This window comes from Sphingobium sp. RS1, assembly GCF_056156825.1.
On sequence record NZ_JBLZXE010000002.1, the window covers coordinates 1,156,080 to 1,174,409 of the forward strand.

An 18,330-nucleotide genomic window follows, 5' to 3' on the forward strand; every position below is an offset into this window, starting at 1 on the left:
GATTGCGTTCATTTACCGGCTAATTGTCAGAATGCAGTATTCAATCGATCGAGCAATGCGCGCGCTGGACTGGCTAATGCCGTCGCGGCCGGACTGCTCATCACGTCCAGCCGGTCCTGTAGGCGAGCGACGCGCTCATATAATTCCTGGCTGCCGTCGATCAGCGCGCGGGCAGCGAAGGGGAAGCTGGCGGCCAAATCCGCATCCGTCTGCGACGCGCGGCCGAGCCGGTATTTCTCATCGGTCAGGTCGACCTGCTCGATCTCCCCCCGCTGCCAAGCCCGCTGGCTGAGCAGCCAGGCAATGATGTGCATCAGCCGGGTCGTGACCTTCAGGGATTCGCAGGCGAAGGCGACCCGGCGCAGCGGATCATCCACCCCATCATCGAGCGAGGCGTTGCCATCGAAATAGGCGCGCGCTTCATCGGCCATCACCATGGCTTCCAGATAGAGTCCGTCCACCAATCGGCGATGGAGGCCAGGATCAAGGAAAGCGGGGTTCTGCATCAGCCGTTGCTGCCATATTTTCGCAACCTTGTCAGGCCTATTGGCGGGTCGCGACCGCCCTTTGTCCCATTTGTGATCGGTTAGCGCGGCGTTAACGAAAAAAGATCCGCTCAGGCAATGATGTCGGGGACGAGCGCATCTTCCAGCGTCGAGATTTCATCGCGCAGGCGCAGCTTGCGCTTCTTGAGGCGGGCAATCTGCATCTGGTCGCCCCCCCCCGCGTCGACCAGTGCGGCGATCGCGCTGTCGAGATCACGATGCTCGACCCGCAACAATTCCAGTCGGCGCATGATATCTTCCCGGCTCACTGCGCCTCCCTGCCCTTCACTTCGCTGGCTCGATTAGCGCCTGATAACGCGGGTAGGCGATGCGGACCATCGCAAATTTAAGGGCGGCCCATCGCAAAGGCCGAATCATCGCGAGACAAGCGGGGCGAATCGTGATTTATTTGATCATCCATCACCCCTCGTAAGGAGAATGTCATGGAAAATAGCCACATCTCAGCCCTTTCAGCCAAGCATGCCGGCCTTGAAGCACGAATCAAGGCGGAATCGAGTCGGCCGATGCCCGACGCCATTCTCGTGGCCTCGCTCAAGAAGCAGAAATTGCGGCTGAAGGAAGAGTTGGCGGCACAGCACTGAGACGCTGGCGACGACCCTTATAGTCAGGCCGTTCAGGAGGTCGGGGCCGGGCGACGGAGATCGCCGGTCCTCCCTCCGCACGGATGGCCACAAAGATGGAAAGCCGATCGCAGGATCGCAAAAAGCCCCGAAGCCAACAGGCTTGCGGGGCATTTTATTACCTCAACGGGAAGGCAAGGTCAGCGGCGGGTTGCGCCGCGCTGATGCATGCGCAGATAGTCAGGTACGCTAGCCTTGCTCGAACCGTTGCTGACGGGCTTGCGGGCCAGTTGCGGATCAATCGGTTCATCGAAGGCGATGCCGATCTTCTCGTCCCGCGACCAGGCGACCGAACCGGTCACAGGCCCGACACCCCGCAGTTCGCAGACGATCTGGATACCGGCCGGCACTGCCCGCTCGCAATCGGCCATCAGACCGGTTGCGGACAGGTTACGGACGCGGGCCTTGCCCAGTTGGGCACCATCGGGCGTGCTGAGCGTAGTGAGCAGGAACAGGCTGTCACGCGGCGCGGCGCGCGCCGGTCCCCGGTCCGAAATATCCTGTCCGTCGTCCATGCGCAAATCCACGGTTAAGCTAGCGATGATGACGATAGCCTAACCGGGGGTGATGGAAAAACCGTTAATCGTCGCGCGAGATCTTTTCCTGACGCTCGTGACGCTCCTGCGCCTCGACCGTCATGGTTGCGATCGGGCGCGCTTCGAGCCGGCCTAGCGAAATCGGCTCGCCGGTGACTTCGCAATAACCATATTCGCCATCATCGATGCGGCGCAGGGCGGCATCGATCTTGGAGATCAGCTTGCGCTGCCGATCGCGGGTGCGCAGTTCGATCGACCAGTCCGTCTCGCTCGACGCGCGATCGTTAAGGTCCGGCTCGCGCAGCGGTTCATTCTGCAACACGGCCAGCGTGCCTTCCGCTTCGGCCAGGATCTGCTTCTTCCAATCCCAGAGTCGCTGCCGGAAATATTCCTGTTGCAGCGGGTTCATGAACTCTTCATCCGGCGACGGCCGGTAGTCGGCAGGAAGTGTTACAGTCGATTTGGGCGGCTTTTCGCCGTCTTTATCGGAATTCAGGACCGATGCCATCTGGCTCTCCGACTCGTCAGGCCCCGGCGCTTGATATTCCGGGCGCCCAAATATTGATTGTGCGGGCCTCATAGCCATCGGCGCAGGCCGACACAAGCGGGCAATCAACGCCCGGGAAGGAGGTTTCGGCCATTTTTTCCTGTAGATGACAGCAGTTGTCATGGAGGCCCGGCCCGCGCCAACCCGCGCGCTGCGGCCGGCCTGACTGATTCACGCCCGGCTCGCCAGCCGTTTCATAGTGGGACGTTAACCATTTACTTTCAGCAAACAGTAGCTTTTCCTGCGACTTGAAGCTGATATTGAGGGTTAACGGGATTGCAGTTAACCCTTTTTTTTGCGTTCTATACGCATAGGAAGTTCCCGTGAACCTGGCGCTGAAGGGGATTCGGCAAAGGGTACGGGGGTAACGAGAAAAGAGTAGATCCTATGTCGGTTCGGATGGCTTTGGCAAAATTGTGCGCCTGCACCTGTGGCGGGGCGATCATTGGCGGCGGCGCCGTCCATGTCGCTGAGAATGCGCGCCCTGCCGTGGTCCACAGCTATAAGAGCGTGAAGGCCGCGCCCAAGAAGCGGCTGGCCGTCCGCACCGTGAAGCGCAAGGTCGTCAAGACCGTGCGCGTGGCCGCAGCGCCGCAGGTCGTGACCGTTACGACCCAGCCCGCGCCCATTCCCCTGCCCGCGCCGATGCCAATGGCGGAAATGCCGATGATGTCGGGTGGCGGCGGCGCCGTGCCGGTCGTGATGGGCGGTGGCGGCGGCTTTGGCGGCGGCGGCTTCATCGGCGGCTTCTTCGGCGGCGGTGGTGGCGGCAGCGGTGGCGGGTCGGTCGTGATCTCCTCGACCAGCAGTTCGACCGGCGGCATCAGCAGCTCGACCAGCTCGACCACGGGCGGCGTTTCGACATCCACCGGCGGTGTGTCCACGTCGACGGGCGGGGTTTCCACCTCGACCGGCGGCGTCTCGACATCCTCGGGTAACGTATCTACCTCATCGGGCAATGTCTCGACCTCGTCGGGCAATGTCAGCAGCAGCTCGTCTTCCTCCTCCAGTTCCAGCTCGTCTTCCTCCTCGTCGTCCAGCTCTTCTTCGAGCAGCTCGGGCGGATCGAGCGGCGGCAAGCCGGGCCATCCCGGTCATCCGGGCAAGCCCGACCATCCGGGCTCGTCGGGCGGCAGCAGCGGCTCCAGCGGCAGTTCGGGATCGAGCGGCAGCAGCGGCGGATCGTCCAGCTCCTCCTCCTCGTCGTCCAGCTCCTCTTCAAGCAGTTCTTCGTCGTCGGGCGGATCGTCCAGCTTCGGCAGCACGGGCAGCAGCGGCAGTTCCGGGTCGAGCAGCAGTTCCTCTTCCTCTTCGAGCAGCTCTTCCTCGAGCAGTTCGTCATCCAGCAGCTCGAGCGGGGGTTCGAGCAGCACCGGTGGAACCGATGTTCCGGCTCCGCCCATGGTGCTCCTGTTCGGCGCGGCCGCCGTGGCGCTCGTCGCCCGCCGCCGCTTTGCCGAACGCAAGGCGCAAGCCGCCGCCTGAGCGCATGACGCAGCCAAGAAAAAGGGGCGACCCCGCTTGTCGGGGCCGCCCCTTTTTCTTGTCCAGGCCATAAGGCCGGTCAGGTGGCCACGATCAGCTTCTCGATATCCGCAACCGGGTGATTTGTCAGATCCTTGGCGATCTCGCCCACCAGTCGGTCCTGCACTTCCTTGTGCAGATGCTTGCGCATTTCGCCCAGCGCGTCGGGTGGCGCGACGATGACAAGCTTCTCATAATCCTGGGCGAAGGCCCGGCGCTTCAACAGGTCGGCGGCATGGGCGGCGAAACGTTGTTCTTCCAGTTCATGAAAATTGTTTTCGCCCATCGTGCCCGACGCGGTGCCGGTGGAGGACGACTGACCGGCGCGGTCGGACGCCTGGTCCAGATGGGAGGGGTTATCCTGCACCTCGACCGCTTCCGCCTCCAGTTGCGGGAAGGCGCGATCGCCCTTGTTACGGAAAAAGAGCAGCTTGCGGCCATCCGCCACCAATATCATTGCATCATGATCGATCTGCATCGCTGTCTCCTTTGCTTTTTCATGGATGTAGGACCAACGGACGGCAGCGCGCAGGGTTGCGCGGTTCGTCGCACGGCGGCATAGGACGGCCCCATGCACGACATCCGCTCCATCCGCGAAAACCCCGCAGCTTTCGACGCCGGCCTTGCCCGTCGCGGGCTGGCGCCCCTGTCCGCCGATATCCTGGCGCTCGACGAGAAGAGCCGGGCGATCAAGACCGAATTGCAGCAGGGTCAGGCCCGCCGCAACGAGGCGAGCAAGGCGATCGGTCAGGCCATGGCCGCCAAGGACATGGCAAAAGCCGACGCGCTGAAGGCCGAGGTCGCGGCGCTGAAGGAAGGCGCACCTGCGCTGGAAGCACAGGATCGGGAGGTCGGTGAGGCGCTGACCGCCATGCTGGCCGCCATTCCCAACCTGCCCGGCGACGATGTGCCGCAGGGCGCCGACGAGGCGGACAATGTCGAGGTGAGCCGCTGGGGCACGCCACGCAGCTTCGACTTCGCGCCGCAGGACCATGCCGATTTCGGCCCGGCGCTGGGACTGGACTTCGAGGGCGGCGCTGCCCTGTCCGGCGCGCGCTTCACCGCGCTGCGGGGGCAGATGGCGCGGCTGCACCGGGCGCTGGCGCAATATATGCTCGACACCCAGAGCGGCACCAACGGCTATGAGGAAACCAATCCGCCGCTGCTGGTCCGCGACGAGGCGCTGTTCGGCACGGGCCAGTTGCCCAAATTCGCCGAGGATCTGTTCCGCACCACCGATGGCCGCTGGCTAATCCCGACCGCCGAAGTCTCGCTGACCAATCTGGTGGCCGAGCAGATCGTGGCGACCGACAGCCTGCCGATCCGACTGACGGCGTTGACCCCCTGCTTCCGGTCCGAGGCCGGGTCGGCCGGGCGCGATACGCGCGGCTTCATCCGTCAGCATCAGTTCGAGAAGGTCGAACTGGTCGCGATCTGCGCGCCCGAAGAGTCGGACGCCGAGCATGAACGCATGGTCGCGGCGGCCGAAGGCATCTTGCAGGCGCTGGACCTGCCCTATCGCAAGATGCTGCTATGCACCGGCGACATGGGCTTTGGTGCGCGCAAGACGTGGGATCTGGAAGTCTGGCTGCCGAGCCAGAACACCTATCGCGAAATCAGTTCGGTTTCCAACTGCGGCGATTTTCAGGCGCGGCGGATGAACGCCCGCTACAAGCCGGAGGGCGAGAAGCAGACGCGCTTCCTGCATACGCTGAACGGGTCGGGTCTGGCCGTAGGGCGGACTTTGGTGGCGGTACTGGAAAATTACCAGCAGGCCGATGGCAGCGTGATCGTGCCGGCGGCGCTGGCGCCCTATATGGGCGGGATCACCAGGCTGGAGCCGCGCTGAACGGATAGTCTGCGCGCTGCGCGACAGCGAGTTGGACAGGTAAAATAAACGGGGGGCAATTCGTTAGCAGGCTAACGAATTGCCCCCCGTTGCCGTTCGGTTCGAGCCTGTCGAGAACGAGGTGCAAGGTTCTCGACAGGCTCGAACCGAACGGATGTCGATAAAAGAGCCAACAGGCAGTTGGTTAAGGAGTGGAAACCATTGCGCGATACGGTACATGAATGCCGATGCAGCGCCCGTCCCTCCTGATCCTGCCGCTCGGCCCGCTCCTGCTGGCCGCCTGTATTCCCAATCAGGGCGAGCGTGCCGATCCGTCGCCAGCCCCCACCCCGCCGCCGCGCATGGATGCGGACGCGGCCACCGTAAAGCTGGCTGAACCGCAGCCGGTGTGGACCGCGCAGCAGGTGGTGCCGGGCGCGCGGACCGTCAGCACGTCCACCTATGTCGTCCAGCCGGGCGACACGCTGCGCGGCATCGGCAATCGTACCGGCGCCGGATCGGAAGCGATCGCGCGGGCCAATGGCTTGACGCCGCCCTATGGCGTGCGCGCTGGGCAGCGGCTGCAAATTCCCGGTGGCCGCTATCATATGGTAGCCGAAGGCGAGACGGGCATCGCCATCGCGGCCGCCTATGGCGTGCCATGGCGGCAGATTGTCGACGTCAACGGACTGGAAGAACCCTATATATTGCGGCGGGGCCAGCGGCTGCTGCTGCCCGGAGGCACCCCGGCTCGCGCACCCAGCACCATCGAGCAGCGCGCCGCCGCCTTCCGCATCGACATTGACGATGTGCTGACCGGCGGCCAGCCCGCCACCGCGGACAATGCGCCCAAGGCGGTGGCGTCGAGCGCGCCCAAGCCCCTGCCCTCCAACGTCCCGGCCGCCCAGCCCGCACGCTTTGCCGGCAGCTTCGCCTGGCCGGTCAAGGGCACGATCCTGTCGCGCTTCGGCCCCGGCGAGAGCGGCGCGAAGAATAACGGCATCGACATCGCGACCCCCATGGGCACGCCGATCCGCGCGACGGCCGATGGCGTGGTCGCCTATGCCGGGGACAAGGTGGCGGTGTTCGGTGGCCTCGTCCTCATCAACCATGGCAGCGGCTGGGTCAGCGCCTATGGCCATGCCAGCCGCGTCGATGTAGTCCGCGGGCAGAAGGTGACGAAAGGGCAGGTCATCGGCCTGACCGGCGATACCGGCTATGCCAGCAAGCCCAAGCTGCATTTCGAATTGCGCAAGGAGCGCGTGCCGGTGAACCCGATCGGCCAGTTGCCCCCGGCATGAGGATCAATGAGGCGCCCGCTTCGGCAACGGCCGGATTCCTGCGGCGGCGATCGTCCATGCCGATGTGGGCCGATCTGGTCTGGCGGGTAGGCCTCGTCTTCGGGCTGATCGCGATCGTGCTGGCGCTGCACTGGTTCGGGCGCGACGGGCTGAAAGACAATTATGACAATCAGATCAGCTTCATCGACGTTCTTTATTTCACTACCGTAACGGTTACGACGGTCGGCTATGGCGACATCGTCCCGGTGACGCCGGAAGCGCGGCTGTTCGAATCGATCTTCGTGACGCCGATCCGGCTGTTCGTCTGGCTGATCTTCCTTGGTACAGCCTATAATCTCTTCCTCCGCAACATCCTCTACAGGTGGCGCATGGCGCGTATTCAGGCCGATCTGCATAATCACATCATCGTCACCGGCTTTGGCACCAGCGGTCAGGAGGCGGTGAACGAACTGCTGGCGCGCGGGACCGACGCGCGCGAAATCGTCGTGATCGACGGCAGCGAAAAGGCGCTGGCGCTGGCCGAGGCGCGCGGGTGCAACATATTGTGCGGCGATTCCACGCGGGACAAGACGCTGAAGGACGTGGCGATCCACCGGGCGCGCAGCATGATCGTGTCGGCGGGGCGCGACGATACGTCCATCCTCATCACCCTCACCGCCCGGCATCTGGCCCCGCGCCTGCCGATCAGCATCGTCGTGCGCAACGAGGATAATGAACTGCCCGCGCGCCAGGCCGGCGCCACCACGGTCATCAACCCGGTCAGCTTCGCCGGACTGCTGCTGGCGGGCAGCACCAGCGGCAAGCATATCGCCGATTATATGGCGGACCTGGCGGCCTCAGGCGGGCGGATCAAGCTGAATGAACGGGCCCGTGCTGCCGGAAGAAATCGGCCAACCGCTGTCGGCGATAAAAACGGGGCTTGGCCTGCGCATCTACCGGAACGACCAGCCGATCGGCTTCTGGGAAGAGGGCGCGAAGCGGCTCCAGACCGGTGACTGCATCATCGAGGTGGCCGAAGGCGACGGCGACAAGAGCGACGAATAGGTCGTCCTGAAAGATGAAATGTTGCACTTTGTTGCAGTGTGGCAACATTTTGCAATATTAGCGCTACACCCTTGCCGCCCGGTCGCGCGCCCGATTGCTATACTGTTGTAAAACGCAAACACTCCTTCGCAGAACCTGTGCCAGACAGGTCGCTGAAAAAGGGGTATGACATGCGCTTTAAAAGTGCCTTGCAATGTGGCGTCGTGCTGTCGGTCGTCGCCTGGACCGCTCCCGCCCTTGCCCAATCCGTCGAACCGCAAGCCGAAGATGGCGCCGCGATCATCGTCACCGGATCGCGCATCCGCCAGAACCCGCTGGATCAGGACAAGCCGATCGTCACGGTCGACCAACAGGCGATCGCCCGTACCGGCCTGACCTCCATCGCCGACGTGTTGCAGCGCATCCCGAGCGCCGCCGGCGGCCTGAACACCAAGGTCAACAATGCCGGCAATATCGGCGGCCCGCCCGACGGCACGGGCGTCAGTTCCGGGTCGGCCGAAGTCGACCTGCGCTATCTGGGCGCCAAGCGCACGCTGATCCTGGTCGATGGCATGCGCTATGTGAACGGGTCGGCGGCCGGCGGCATTCCCGCATCGGTCGACCTCAACACCATTCCGCAGAGCATGATCGAGCGTGTCGAAGTTCTGCAATCGGGCGCTTCCCCCTTATACGGTACGGACGCGGTCGCCGGTGTGGTCAACATCATCACCAAGCAGTCGCAGAAGGGGCTGGATTTCTCCGCCCAGTTCGGCACCTATGAACAGGGCGACGGCGAAACCTACGACATCAATGCCAGCTATGGCATCCAGTCGGACCGCGTTTCCGTGGTGTTCGGCGGCAATTATGTGAAGCAGCAGGCGGTGCGCACATCCGACCGCTCCATTTCGCAATGGCCGGCGGCGGGCGGGACCAGTTGCCTGGACGGCGGCTGTTCCAGCGCCACGCCCAACGGCCGCTACGACGTGCTGGGCCAGAGCCTGACGCTGATTCAGCCGGTCACCGGCCGCGCGCCGGTGTTGAGCGACTATCGCGACTGGGCCGGCACCAATGTCGATGGCTTCAATTTCGCGCCCTATAATTACCTGCTGACGCCATCGGAACGCTATGGCGCCTTCCTCAATGCCAAGATGGAATTTTCCGACACGGTCAGCCTGCGCACCCGGCTGGTCTACCAGCATCGCAGTTCGACCACGCAGGCGGCGTTCCTGCCGCTGTTCATCGGACCGGATGCGGGCAATGGCAATCTGCTCGACACCATATCGATCCATGCCACCAACCCCTATAACCCGTTCGGCGTAACGCTCTCGTCCGGCGCGGACGGTACGCCTGCCAATTATTCGACGGTGCGCCGCCGCTTCGTGGAGGGCGGCCCGCGCATCTTCAGCCAGGATGTCGATACGCTGACCATGCAATCGACGCTGGAAGGCTCGTTCGATGTCGGCAGCCATAAATGGTATTGGGATATCAACGGCATCTACGGCACCAACAATGCGCATCAGACCTTTACCGGCAATCTGAACGCGGCCAAGCTGGCCCGCGCGCTTGGCCCGGTGGCGGACTGCACCGGCGATTGCGTGCCGTTCAACATCTTCGGCGGAGCGGGGTCGATCACCCAGGCGATGCTGGATTATGTTACCTTTGACGAGCGCGACCGCAGCGAGCAGGAATTGTGGGACGTCACCGCCAACCTGTCGGGCGAACTGTTCGACCTGCCGGGCGGCCCGGTGGGCTTTGCCATCGGCTATGAACATCGCGACCAGCAGGCCAGCTACACCCCCGATCCGATCATCACCGCGGGTCTGGGGGCCGACGTGCCGACCAGCCCGGCGCGCGGCGGCTTCAACGTCGACGAATTTTACGGCGAACTGCGCATCCCGATCCTGTCCGACACGCCCTTCTTCGAGAAGCTGGAACTGAGCGGGGCGGCCCGCCATTCCAACTATAGCAGCTTCGGCAGCAACACGACCTATACCGTGTCGGGCCTGTGGAAGCCGGTGAAGGATCTGCTGCTGCGCGGCGGCTATGCCGAAAGCCTGCGCGCACCCAGCATCGGCGAACTTTATGCCGGCCGGTCGCGTACCGACGCGACGATCAACGACCCCTGCACCAGCGCGGCGGGCGGTTCCTGGGCCGATCCGACCGTGCGCGCCAACTGCATCGCCAACGGCGTGCCGGCGGACGGCAGCTATGACGAGCCGGTCGGCGGGCAGCTGGGCGTCTTTTCGCAGGGCTATACCGGGTTGAAGCCGGAAACGGCGAAGACCTGGACGGCGGGCTTCACCTATGCCCCGGCCTGGGCGCGGGACGGCTTTGCCAGCGCGTTCAGCATCGAGGTCAACTATTATAATATCCGCCTGAAGAACGCGATCGATTCCGTGCCGGCAACGCTGACGCTGCGCCGTTGCGCCTTCGACGGCGATCCGCTGAGCTGCGCCGCGATCACCCGTACCGGCAGCGGCGCCGTGGCCGGGATCGACGGCGTGCTGCAAAATCTGAACGCCATCACAACCGACGGGTTCGACGGCACACTAATCTACCGATCCAAGATGATCGGCGACGGATCGGCGGGCCTGACCGTCAACGCGGCCTATCTGCACAAATATAATATCGTGCCGCCATCCGACCTCAATGCGCCGACAATCAAATGCGCCGGCACCGAACGCTGCGCGTCGAGCGACCAGGCCTATCCGCGCTTCAAGGCCAATGCGACGATCGACTATTCGACCGAAGCCTGGGGCCTGTCCTTCACCGGCCGCTATATCAGCAAGGTGACGGAGACCGACGGGCACAAGATGGGCACGACCTTCTATGGCGACATGCAGGCCTATTTCTCGCCCGCATGGCTGGACCATCGCACGCGCTTCACGATCGGCGTGAACAACCTGTTCGACAAAGACCCGCCGCTCTGCAACACCTGCGACAGTGCCAATTTCGACCCGACCACCTATGACGTGCCGGGCCAGTTCGGCTATGTCCGTCTTTCCTACAAGATGTGAAGAATCAAGGACTTGGATGAAGGCAGGGCGCGCCCGCCATGGCGCGCCCTGCCTCATTTTGCGGCCCCCCGTGACATTTGGCGCAAAAATCCCTATGTGCGCGCCGATCATGGCAACCAAAATCCCAGACGCGCCGAAGATCGGCATGGTTTCGCTCGGCTGTCCCAAGAATCTGGTCGACTCCGAGCGTATCCTGACCAAGCTGCGATCCGACGGCTATCAGATGTCCGCCGACTATGCCGGTGCCGACGTCGTGCTGGTCAACACCTGCGGCTTTCTCGATTCGGCAAAGGAAGAATCGCTGGAGGCGATCGGCGAGGCGATGGCGGAGAATGGCCGCGTCATCGTGACCGGGTGCATGGGGGACGAGGCGGACGTGATCCGCGCGAAATTCCCGCAGGTGCTGGCCGTGACCGGCGCGCATCAATATGAGCAGGTGGTCAATGCGGTGCATGACGCATCGCCGCCCATCCCCAACGCCTTCGTCGACCTGGTGCCCGAAGGCGGCCTGAAGCTGACGCCGCGCCATTACAGCTATCTCAAGATTTCCGAGGGCTGCAATCATCGCTGCTCCTTCTGCATCATCCCGTCGATCCGGGGCGACCTGGTATCGCGGCGTATCGACGCGGTGCTGCGCGAGGCGGAGAAGCTGGTCGCGGCCGGCACCAAGGAACTGCTGGTCATCAGCCAGGATACGTCGGCCTATGGCGTGGACACTCGCCATGATCCGCGCATGTGGAAGGGCCGCGAGGTCCGCGCGCACATGACCGACATGGCGCGCGAACTGGGGCAGTTGCGCACCGCCGAGGGCGAGGCGCCCTGGGTGCGGCTGCACTATGTCTACCCCTACCCCCATGTCGATCAGGTCATCCCGCTGATGGCCGAAGGGCTGCTGACACCCTATCTCGACATCCCCTTCCAGCATGCCGCGCCATCCGTATTGAAGGCGATGAAGCGCCCTGCCAACGAAGCCAAGGTGCTGAGCCGCATCGCCAAGTGGCGCGACATCTGCCCCGACATCGCGATCCGCTCCAGCTTCGTCGTCGGCTTCCCCGGCGAGACGGAGGCGGATTTCCAATATCTGCTCGACTGGCTGGACGAGGCGCAACTCGACCGTGTCGGCGCCTTCCGCTTCGAACCGGTCGAGGGGGCCGCGGCCAATGCCCTGCCCGGCGCCGTGCCCGAAGAGGTAAAGGAAGAACGCTACCAGCGGATCATGGAAAAGACCGCCGCGATCAGCGCCGCAAAGTTGCAGGCGAAAGTCGGCCGCGTGCTGCCCGTCATCCTCGACGAAGTGGGCGAACCGGACGAGGAAGATGGCAGCATCGGCGCCACCGCGCGCAGCCAGGCCGACGCGCCGGAAATCGACGGCAATGTCTTCCTGCGCGATGTCGGTGAAGGGCGGAAGGCCGGCGACATGTTCGATGTGCTGATCGAAGATGCCGACGATCATGATTTGTACGGCGTGCCGGCCTAGCAGCGATGAGGGCGAGCGACTCGTCTTGCTCGCCTATCTGCCGGATCAGTACCGCATCGTCCTGCGCACGTCCCCGACTATGGATTCGATGATAATCTTCTGATCCGGGGAGAAAAATTCCATCCCCTTCCCGACGGAATCCGAAAACACGTCCTTCCGAACATTCTGGAAGTGAGGGACAGATTCAATATCGTCCAGGGAGACGGAATTGGCGTCGGAACGATCTTCATCCGCGCCGATATGCGCAATGATCCTCTCCATCACGCGATCATTGTCCGACACCAGATCCTCATATTTCAGCATGAGGCATTGACGCGGAAAGCGTTTGCGGACCTTGAGAATATTCTCGTTGGATCGCGCCCATCGCCCGGCGATTTCCTCGATCTCTCCGTGATCGACTCCCATCTTCAGATAGGATCGGATGACGTCATAAGGGTCGCGTACCAGAAACAGGAAACGGGCATCGGGAAGGGTCGCCTTCACGGCGCCCAGATAAAGGGCCGCCCTGGGCGTCTTGTCCCCCCAATGATGGCTGTAGGCGATATTGTTGCTCGCCGCCCAGCTTTCATGGAAGACATTCCACAATTCCAGCCTCGACCGGCGATCCTGGGGAATGGACAGGAGGTTGTCGCGCAGGACGTCGGCGTCCATGTTCAGTTCGCGCCAGCTTTGCGTCGCTGACAGGGCCGCCACGATCTTGCCCACAAATTCGTCCCAGGACCGCGATTCCTTGTGCAGCCTGGGCGTCAGGTAAAGAACGTAATTTTCGGGCGGGATAACCACGTTCGTACGCTCGACCAGCAAGCGGCGGACCAGGGTCGTCCCGCACCGGCCGGAACCGGTTATGACAAAGGGCGGCTTCATAAGGCCGGCATAATCGGATTTCCATGCAAGTAAACCGCTTCGCCATGATAGCTGCAATCGCGGTGAAGCCGACATTCTGATCGGGATCAGAACGATAAATGCCTATTTGGGCGTGACGAATCCGTCCTGATATTCGGTCTTGATCGTCTTGCGCATGGCGGCGTCGACCGGCAGCTTCACATCATAGCTGCCCTCCGCATAGGGACCGGCGCTGTAAGGGCCGACAACGACGGTCATGCTGTCGATCAGCTTGCCATCGCTGGATGTAGGCACCAATGTTTCCGACATCGGATCGATACATTGGGTAAAGGGATCATCGCCACGCACGACCGGTTCGCCGCGCTTTTCGGCGCGTAGCCGGTCCAGTTCCTTGCAAAAGGGATCGCGGATCGCGGCCGCAAAGGCCGCTGTCGACGTCATGAGCGCCTTGACGCTGGTTTCGCGCCGCCGTGCCTTGTCCCACAGCACGACGTCATAGGCCGACATGCCGTGCGCGCCGCCGGTGTAGCTGTAGGATTGCGACCCGAGCGACAGGAAGCGCGGCGTATCCGCCTCCACCGACCATTTGGTTTCGATGCTGTGCGGGCGGAAGGGATAGCCGGCTTCCTTGGCCGAGGCGCTGTCCTCCTTCGCCATCTTGAGCGCGTCCGCCTTGGTCGAGGCCGCATCCTTGCCGAACTTGTCGACCAGGAACGGGATCGCCGCCGCTGGCGCCGGATAGGCGTAGGAAAATTCAAGGAACGCGCTCTTGTCCGCCTGCGCAAAGGCTTTTGCGGGCGGCGGAGGCTGGGGGGTGCCCGCCATCTTGTCGGCGAAACGCGCCGCCGCCTCATTTTCGGCGGCGTTGCCGGCTGACTTGTCCTGCGACGGCGAGCAGGCGGCGATCAAGAGGACCGCCGCCGGAACCAAAATTCTGCCCTGCATCAATGCGCCTTTGCGGCCGCGCGGCATTTTTCGCCGATCGCCTTGCGGGCATAGTCGCTGTCGAGCGCACGCCCGGCATTGGACCAACCTTCTGCGACCAACGCCTGCTGGACGGCATTACTGTTGTCGAACTGCCCGCTTTCGGCCAGCGCATAGGCCCGTGCCCGCGCGGCTTGCAGGCTGCGATCATCACCATGAATCATCGTCCGTCTCCTTATTCATTATCCAACGAAGCTAGGCCCAGCCGGTTCACATCGCAAATGAAGAAAGGGCCGGACGTGGCGGCGCAGCGATGAAAAAATGCGCTTCCCTTCGCTGATCCCTTTCCCCTACATCCCATGGATGACCGATTTTTCCGACCTGCTCAAAGCCGACAACCAGCAGCCCGCCCGTTCGATCCACTTGGTCGACGCGAAGGGCTTCGACAACTGGCTGGCCAGCCGCCCCGCATCCGTCCGCGCCCTGCTGGCGGCGCAGAAGTTCAAGGGGCTGGCGCATGAGCATGCGATCGTGCCGGGCGTGCAGGATGATGACTGGTCGGTGGTCGCAGGGGTCGCCAACAAGGAGGCTCTGGGCAGCTGGTGCCTTGCCCGGCTGGCCGAGACATTGCCCGAAGGCAGCTATCGACTGGCCGAGGGGTCGGTCGGCGCGGCGGCGCTGGGCTGGCTGACGGCGCAATATCGGTTCGATCGCTACCGCAAGGACGAGACACCGGCCGGCGCGCGGGTGCTGCTGACCGGCGATGTCGCGCGGATCGCGTCCACCGTGCAGTTGGCGCAGGCGGTGGCGCTGGTCCGCGATCTGGTCAACACTCCCGCCGCCGACATGGGACCGCCCGATCTGGAAGCGGCGGTGGAAAAGGTCGGCGCCGCCTTTGGCGCGAGCATCACCACCATCAAGGGCGATGCGCTGGAGCAGGGCTATCCCATGGTCCATGCCGTCGGCAAGGCGGCGGGCAAGGGCTTCGCTCCCCGCCTGATCGAACTCCATTGGGGCGATGCCGCCCACCCGCGCATCGCCATCATCGGCAAGGGCATCTGCTTCGACAGCGGCGGGCTGGACATCAAGCCGTCTTCGGGGATGCGGATCATGAAGAAGGATATGGGCGGCGCGGCGCATGCGCTGGCCCTGGCGCAGCTCATCATGAGCGCGCGGCTGCCGGTGCGGCTGCACCTGCTGATCCCGGCGGCGGAAAATGCGATTGCGGGCAATGCCTTCCGCCCGGGCGATATCCTGCGCACGCGCAAGGGGCTTTCCGTCGAGATCGGCAATACCGATGCCGAAGGGCGGCTGGTGCTGGGCGATGCACTGACCCGCGCCGGCGAGGACAAGCCCGAACTCATGATCGACTTCGCAACCCTGACCGGCGCGGCGCGCGTCGCGGTCGGCCCGGACCTGCCCGCCCTGTTCGCCAATGACGATGCGCTGGCGGCCGATATCGCCGCGGCCGGCGCCCAGGTGGACGACCCGACCTGGCGGCTACCCTTGTGGGACGGCTATGCCGAAATGCTGAAATCCGATGTCGCGGACATCAACAATGCGGGCGAAGGCGGCTTTGCCGGCGCGATCACCGCTGCGCTGTTCCTGAAGCGGTTCGTGCCAGACGACACGCCCTGGCTACACCTCGACACCTTCGCCTGGCGGCCGGCGCCGAAGCCTGGCCGGCCCAAGGGCGGCGAAGCGCTGGGCCTGCGCGCAGTCTTCCGGCTGTTGCAGCAGCGTTATGGACGGAGTGCATAAAGGCTGCGACCAGCCCCTGTCCGTTACGCAACCGGATTGGGAATCGTGCGTTAAGGGGACATGAACGCGCATAGCCTCACCGAAACCGAGCGCCCCGCCCTTCAACCCCTGGGTCAGTGGATGCGCACGCTGGTCGATTATGTCCGATCGGGCAAACCCGACCTGACCAACCGCCAGATGGCGCTGATGATGACCGTCTACATCGGATCTGGCCCGCACACGGTGCGCGGTCTGGCCGAGGCATTGCATGTGTCGAAGCCGGTCATCACCCGCGCGCTCAACAAGCTTTCGGCGCTCGGATATCTCCGCCGCGAGCGCGATGTGGCCGATCGTCGCAATATTTTCATCACCCGGACGTCAAAAGGCGCGGAATTCCTTGACGCCTTTCACCATTTCATCGCAGGAACCGCGCGCGATGACAGGCACGATCAACTCCGCGCGGAACGCACCGCCTGAAAGAACCCGGTTCAAGCTCGACGGCCGCTCGATAGCGCTCGACCGCCGCGTCCACGCGGCGCGTGGCGACCTGGCCGATCTGGCGCTGGCGGGCGTCCTCTTTTCGGCGCATTATGCCAAGGCCGTCCCCCTCACCTGCGTCGCGCCCGGCGCGGCGATCGTGTCGGCGGCCTCGCCGACGGCCGAGGCGGTGAGCGAGCTGCTGCGCGGCGAAATTTTTCATGCGCTGGACGTGATGACCGACTGGGCCTGGGGCTTTTGCGGCCATGACGGCTATGTCGGCTATATCCGCCGCGACGCACTGGACCTGGCGGAAACGCCCAGCCACCGCATCAGGGTGGAAAGCGCCCCGCTGTTCAGCGCGCCGGACATCAAGTCGCCAATCGCCGACCATTGGCCGGGTGGCGCGCTGTTCACTGGCGAGACGCAGGGGGACTTCATCGCCTGCGCCGAAGGCTATATCCATGGTCGCCACGCCGAACCGGCCGATAGCAAGCCGGCCGACTGGGTTGCCGTGGCGGAACGCTATCTGGGCCAGCCCTATATCTGGGGCGGACGCGGCCATCGCGGCATCGACTGTTCGGGCCTTGTGCAGGTCGCGCTGGGCCAGGCCGGCATCGCCGTGCCGCGCGACACCGACCTGCAATGCGAAGGCATTGGCGCGCCGATCGACAGCGAGGCGGCGCTCCAGCGGGGCGACCTCATCTTCTTCCCCGGCCATGTCGGCATCATGACCGACGGCAAGACGCTGCTGCACGCCAATGCGCACTGGATGGCGGTGGTGCAGGAGCCGCTGGCGGACGTGGTCGCGCGCCTTGCCGACACGCACCCACAGCCCGTTATCGCCCGGCGGAGAATTGGCGCATGAGCACGAAGGTCTTCATCGACGGTGGCCATGGCACCACCGGCATCGAAATCGCGGACCGGCTGGCCGGTCGTGCCGAACTGTCGCTCATCACCGTGCCGGAGGAACTGCGCCGCGACGCCGATGCGCGGCGCGATGCGCTGAACGCGGCCGATGTCGTCATCCTCTGTCTGCCGGACGATGCTGCGCGCGAAGCCGTGTCGCTGATCGACAATGACCATACACGCGTCATCGACGCATCGACCGCACATCGCGTGGCCGATGGCTGGACCTATGGCTTCCCCGAACTGGAGCCAGGCCATCGCGAGACGCTGGCGAACAGCCGCTTCGTCGCCAATCCCGGCTGCTGGCCGACCGGCTTCCTGGCGCTGGTGCGCCCGCTGGTGCTGGCAGGCCTGCTGCCCGCCGACTGGCCGGTGACGGTGTCGGGCGCATCGGGCTATTCGGGCGGCGGCAAGGCGATGATCGCCGAATATGAGGGCGAAGCCGGTGCGCCGAGCGCTTTCCGCCCCTATGGACTGGCGCTGGGCCACAAGCATGTGCCGGAAATGACCCGTTATTCGGGCCTGAGCCATCCGCCGCTCTTCGCGCCGGCGGTGGCCAATGCCTATCGCGGCATGATCGTGGAAGTGCCGTTACAACTGCGGGCCATGCCGGGCGCGCCGGCGCTGGTCGATATCCATGCTGCGCTGGCGGCCGCCTATGCCGGGTCGCAGATCGTCAGCGTCGCATCGCAGGACGAAAGCGTAGCCATGGGCCAAGTCACGCTGGAGCATGTCGGCGCGACCGACCGGCTGGCGCTGTTCCTGTTCGGCAGCGAGACAAGCGGGCAGGCGCGGCTGGTCGCGGCGCTCGACAATCTGGGCAAGGGCGCGGCGGGCGCGGCGGTCCAGAATCTCAACATCCTGGCCGGCCTGCCGGAAACCGCAGGCTTGCGCCTGTAAGAGGCAGATTACACGCAATTGTCATTGCGAGCGCAGCGAAGCAATCCATGGCGCGCAACTATGGATTGCTTCGCTGCGCTCGCAATGACGAATGAATG

19 protein-coding genes and 1 pseudogene are annotated in these 18,330 nt (G+C 64.0%); 10 read left to right on the forward strand and 10 right to left on the reverse strand.

The features are described 5' to 3' along the window. Window positions 1-26: 26 nt before the first annotated feature. Both ACNHGR_RS07100 and ACNHGR_RS07105 read right to left on the reverse strand, forming a co-directional pair. Window positions 27-506, reverse strand: coding sequence for a DUF1465 family protein (locus ACNHGR_RS07100; RefSeq protein ID WP_184265391.1), 480 nt, complete (start codon window positions 504-506; stop codon window positions 27-29). 110 nt (window positions 507-616) lie between these two features. After that, window positions 617-796 (reverse strand): YdcH family protein, encoded by a 180-nt coding sequence (locus ACNHGR_RS07105; RefSeq protein ID WP_120253267.1) that lies wholly within the window; start codon window positions 794-796, stop codon window positions 617-619. A gap of 192 nt (window positions 797-988) precedes the next feature. On the opposite strand from ACNHGR_RS07105, the gene ACNHGR_RS07110 reads away from it, so the two are divergent. Further along, window positions 989-1,147: a YdcH family protein gene (locus tag ACNHGR_RS07110; RefSeq protein WP_082679101.1), complete on the forward strand. Its 159-nt coding sequence runs from the start codon at window positions 989-991 to the stop codon at window positions 1,145-1,147. A gap of 179 nt (window positions 1,148-1,326) precedes the next feature. On the opposite strand, the gene ACNHGR_RS07115 is transcribed toward ACNHGR_RS07110, so the two are convergent. From ACNHGR_RS07115 to ACNHGR_RS07135, 5 genes are all read right to left on the reverse strand, one after another. Continuing rightward, window positions 1,327-1,701 carry a PilZ domain-containing protein gene (locus ACNHGR_RS07115; protein WP_475285007.1) on the reverse strand — a complete coding sequence of 125 codons (375 nt, stop codon included), beginning with the start codon at window positions 1,699-1,701 and terminating at the stop codon, window positions 1,327-1,329. 64 nt (window positions 1,702-1,765) lie between these two features. After that, on the reverse strand, window positions 1,766-2,230 hold the full coding sequence (gene dksA, locus ACNHGR_RS07120; RefSeq protein WP_184271819.1) for an RNA polymerase-binding protein DksA: 465 nt from the start codon (window positions 2,228-2,230) through the stop codon (window positions 1,766-1,768). A 539-nt stretch (window positions 2,231-2,769) separates the two neighbouring features. Next, the gene (locus tag ACNHGR_RS07125; protein ID WP_475285009.1) at window positions 2,770-3,348 is read right to left on the reverse strand and encodes a hypothetical protein; all 579 of its coding nucleotides are present in this window, start codon (window positions 3,346-3,348) and stop codon (window positions 2,770-2,772) included. Window positions 3,349-3,363: 15 nt separating this feature from the next. Then, entirely contained in the window at window positions 3,364-3,672 is a 309-nt protein-coding gene (locus ACNHGR_RS07130; RefSeq protein ID WP_475285011.1) for a hypothetical protein, read from the reverse strand. Window positions 3,673-3,833: 161 nt separating this feature from the next. Further along, window positions 3,834-4,271 carry a host attachment family protein gene (locus ACNHGR_RS07135; protein ID WP_475285013.1) on the reverse strand — a complete coding sequence of 146 codons (438 nt, stop codon included), beginning with the start codon at window positions 4,269-4,271 and terminating at the stop codon, window positions 3,834-3,836. Window positions 4,272-4,364: 93 nt separating this feature from the next. Here ACNHGR_RS07135 and serS point away from each other — a divergent pair, with 93 nt between their 5' ends. The 5 genes and pseudogenes from serS to rimO all read left to right on the forward strand — a co-directional run bounded on the left by serS (window position 4,365) and on the right by rimO (window position 12,439). After that, window positions 4,365-5,642, forward strand: a complete 1,278-nt coding sequence (serS, locus tag ACNHGR_RS07140; RefSeq protein WP_475285014.1) for a serine--tRNA ligase — start codon at window positions 4,365-4,367, stop codon at window positions 5,640-5,642. A gap of 227 nt (window positions 5,643-5,869) precedes the next feature. Next, a complete protein-coding gene (locus ACNHGR_RS07145; protein WP_475285015.1) occupies window positions 5,870-6,922 on the forward strand; it encodes a peptidoglycan DD-metalloendopeptidase family protein in 1,053 nt (350 codons plus the stop codon). After that, a pseudogene (locus ACNHGR_RS07150) lies at window positions 6,919-7,966 on the forward strand (potassium channel family protein). Before ACNHGR_RS07145 ends, ACNHGR_RS07150 begins: the two are co-directional and overlap by 4 nt. 170 nt (window positions 7,967-8,136) lie before the next feature. Continuing rightward, window positions 8,137-10,962, forward strand: coding sequence for a TonB-dependent receptor domain-containing protein (locus tag ACNHGR_RS07155; RefSeq protein ID WP_475285017.1), 2,826 nt, complete (start codon window positions 8,137-8,139; stop codon window positions 10,960-10,962). Window positions 10,963-11,056: 94 nt separating this feature from the next. Continuing rightward, window positions 11,057-12,439: a 30S ribosomal protein S12 methylthiotransferase RimO gene (rimO, locus tag ACNHGR_RS07160; protein ID WP_475285018.1), complete on the forward strand. Its 1,383-nt coding sequence runs from the start codon at window positions 11,057-11,059 to the stop codon at window positions 12,437-12,439. A 45-nt stretch (window positions 12,440-12,484) separates the two neighbouring features. Here the strand turns inward: rimO and ACNHGR_RS07165 are convergent, their stop codons facing one another. The 3 genes from ACNHGR_RS07165 to ACNHGR_RS07175 form a co-directional block, all read right to left on the reverse strand. Further along, window positions 12,485-13,303 (reverse strand): sulfotransferase family protein, encoded by an 819-nt coding sequence (locus ACNHGR_RS07165; protein ID WP_475285019.1) that lies wholly within the window; start codon window positions 13,301-13,303, stop codon window positions 12,485-12,487. Window positions 13,304-13,405: 102 nt separating this feature from the next. Further along, window positions 13,406-14,227 (reverse strand): DUF4163 domain-containing protein, encoded by an 822-nt coding sequence (locus ACNHGR_RS07170; protein ID WP_475285020.1) that lies wholly within the window; start codon window positions 14,225-14,227, stop codon window positions 13,406-13,408. Continuing rightward, window positions 14,227-14,430, reverse strand: coding sequence for a hypothetical protein (locus ACNHGR_RS07175; protein ID WP_184265413.1), 204 nt, complete (start codon window positions 14,428-14,430; stop codon window positions 14,227-14,229). Before ACNHGR_RS07175 ends, ACNHGR_RS07170 begins: the two co-directional genes overlap by 1 nt. Window positions 14,431-14,569: 139 nt before the next feature. Here ACNHGR_RS07175 and ACNHGR_RS07180 point away from each other — a divergent pair, with 139 nt between their 5' ends. Genes ACNHGR_RS07180 through argC form a run of 4 tightly spaced genes read left to right on the forward strand, consistent with a single transcriptional unit; the run spans window position 14,570 to window position 18,232 of the window. Continuing rightward, on the forward strand, window positions 14,570-15,967 hold the full coding sequence (locus ACNHGR_RS07180; protein WP_475285022.1) for a leucyl aminopeptidase family protein: 1,398 nt from the start codon (window positions 14,570-14,572) through the stop codon (window positions 15,965-15,967). 60 nt (window positions 15,968-16,027) lie between these two features. Then, window positions 16,028-16,423, forward strand: a complete 396-nt coding sequence (locus ACNHGR_RS07185) for a MarR family transcriptional regulator (protein ID WP_184265417.1) — start codon at window positions 16,028-16,030, stop codon at window positions 16,421-16,423. Beyond that, window positions 16,383-17,291, forward strand: a complete 909-nt coding sequence (locus ACNHGR_RS07190) for a C40 family peptidase (protein WP_475285024.1) — start codon at window positions 16,383-16,385, stop codon at window positions 17,289-17,291. Before ACNHGR_RS07185 ends, ACNHGR_RS07190 begins: the two co-directional genes overlap by 41 nt. Next, window positions 17,288-18,232: an N-acetyl-gamma-glutamyl-phosphate reductase gene (argC, locus tag ACNHGR_RS07195; RefSeq protein WP_475285026.1), complete on the forward strand. Its 945-nt coding sequence runs from the start codon at window positions 17,288-17,290 to the stop codon at window positions 18,230-18,232. Before ACNHGR_RS07190 ends, argC begins: the two co-directional genes overlap by 4 nt. Window positions 18,233-18,330: the final 98 nt, after the last annotated feature.

Excerpts from the sequence above, each read along its gene's own strand:
- ACNHGR_RS07110 (WP_082679101.1), top strand. The coding sequence starts at position 989 with ATGGAAAATAGCCACATCTCAGCCCTTTCAGCCAAGCATGCCGGCCTT.
- ACNHGR_RS07175 (WP_184265413.1), bottom strand. The coding sequence starts at position 14,430 with ATGATTCATGGTGATGATCGCAGCCTGCAAGCCGCGCGGGCACGGGCC.
- ACNHGR_RS07185 (WP_184265417.1), top strand. The coding sequence starts at position 16,028 with ATGAACGCGCATAGCCTCACCGAAACCGAGCGCCCCGCCCTTCAACCC.
- ACNHGR_RS07165 (WP_475285019.1), bottom strand. The coding sequence starts at position 13,303 with ATGAAGCCGCCCTTTGTCATAACCGGTTCCGGCCGGTGCGGGACGACC.
- ACNHGR_RS07105 (WP_120253267.1), bottom strand. The coding sequence starts at position 796 with ATGCGCCGACTGGAATTGTTGCGGGTCGAGCATCGTGATCTCGACAGC.
- ACNHGR_RS07100 (WP_184265391.1), bottom strand. The coding sequence starts at position 506 with ATGCAGAACCCCGCTTTCCTTGATCCTGGCCTCCATCGCCGATTGGTG.
- ACNHGR_RS07180 (WP_475285022.1), top strand. The coding sequence starts at position 14,570 with ATGACCGATTTTTCCGACCTGCTCAAAGCCGACAACCAGCAGCCCGCC.
- ACNHGR_RS07115 (WP_475285007.1), bottom strand. The coding sequence starts at position 1,701 with ATGGACGACGGACAGGATATTTCGGACCGGGGACCGGCGCGCGCCGCG.
- rimO (WP_475285018.1), top strand. The coding sequence starts at position 11,057 with ATGTGCGCGCCGATCATGGCAACCAAAATCCCAGACGCGCCGAAGATC.
- argC (WP_475285026.1), top strand. The coding sequence starts at position 17,288 with ATGAGCACGAAGGTCTTCATCGACGGTGGCCATGGCACCACCGGCATC.
- dksA (WP_184271819.1), bottom strand. The coding sequence starts at position 2,230 with ATGGCATCGGTCCTGAATTCCGATAAAGACGGCGAAAAGCCGCCCAAA.
- ACNHGR_RS07130 (WP_475285011.1), bottom strand. The coding sequence starts at position 3,672 with ATGGGCGGAGCCGGAACATCGGTTCCACCGGTGCTGCTCGAACCCCCG.
- ACNHGR_RS07145 (WP_475285015.1), top strand. The coding sequence starts at position 5,870 with ATGCAGCGCCCGTCCCTCCTGATCCTGCCGCTCGGCCCGCTCCTGCTG.
- ACNHGR_RS07170 (WP_475285020.1), bottom strand. The coding sequence starts at position 14,227 with ATGCAGGGCAGAATTTTGGTTCCGGCGGCGGTCCTCTTGATCGCCGCC.
- ACNHGR_RS07190 (WP_475285024.1), top strand. The coding sequence starts at position 16,383 with ATGACAGGCACGATCAACTCCGCGCGGAACGCACCGCCTGAAAGAACC.
- ACNHGR_RS07135 (WP_475285013.1), bottom strand. The coding sequence starts at position 4,271 with ATGCAGATCGATCATGATGCAATGATATTGGTGGCGGATGGCCGCAAG.
- ACNHGR_RS07155 (WP_475285017.1), top strand. The coding sequence starts at position 8,137 with ATGCGCTTTAAAAGTGCCTTGCAATGTGGCGTCGTGCTGTCGGTCGTC.
- serS (WP_475285014.1), top strand. The coding sequence starts at position 4,365 with ATGCACGACATCCGCTCCATCCGCGAAAACCCCGCAGCTTTCGACGCC.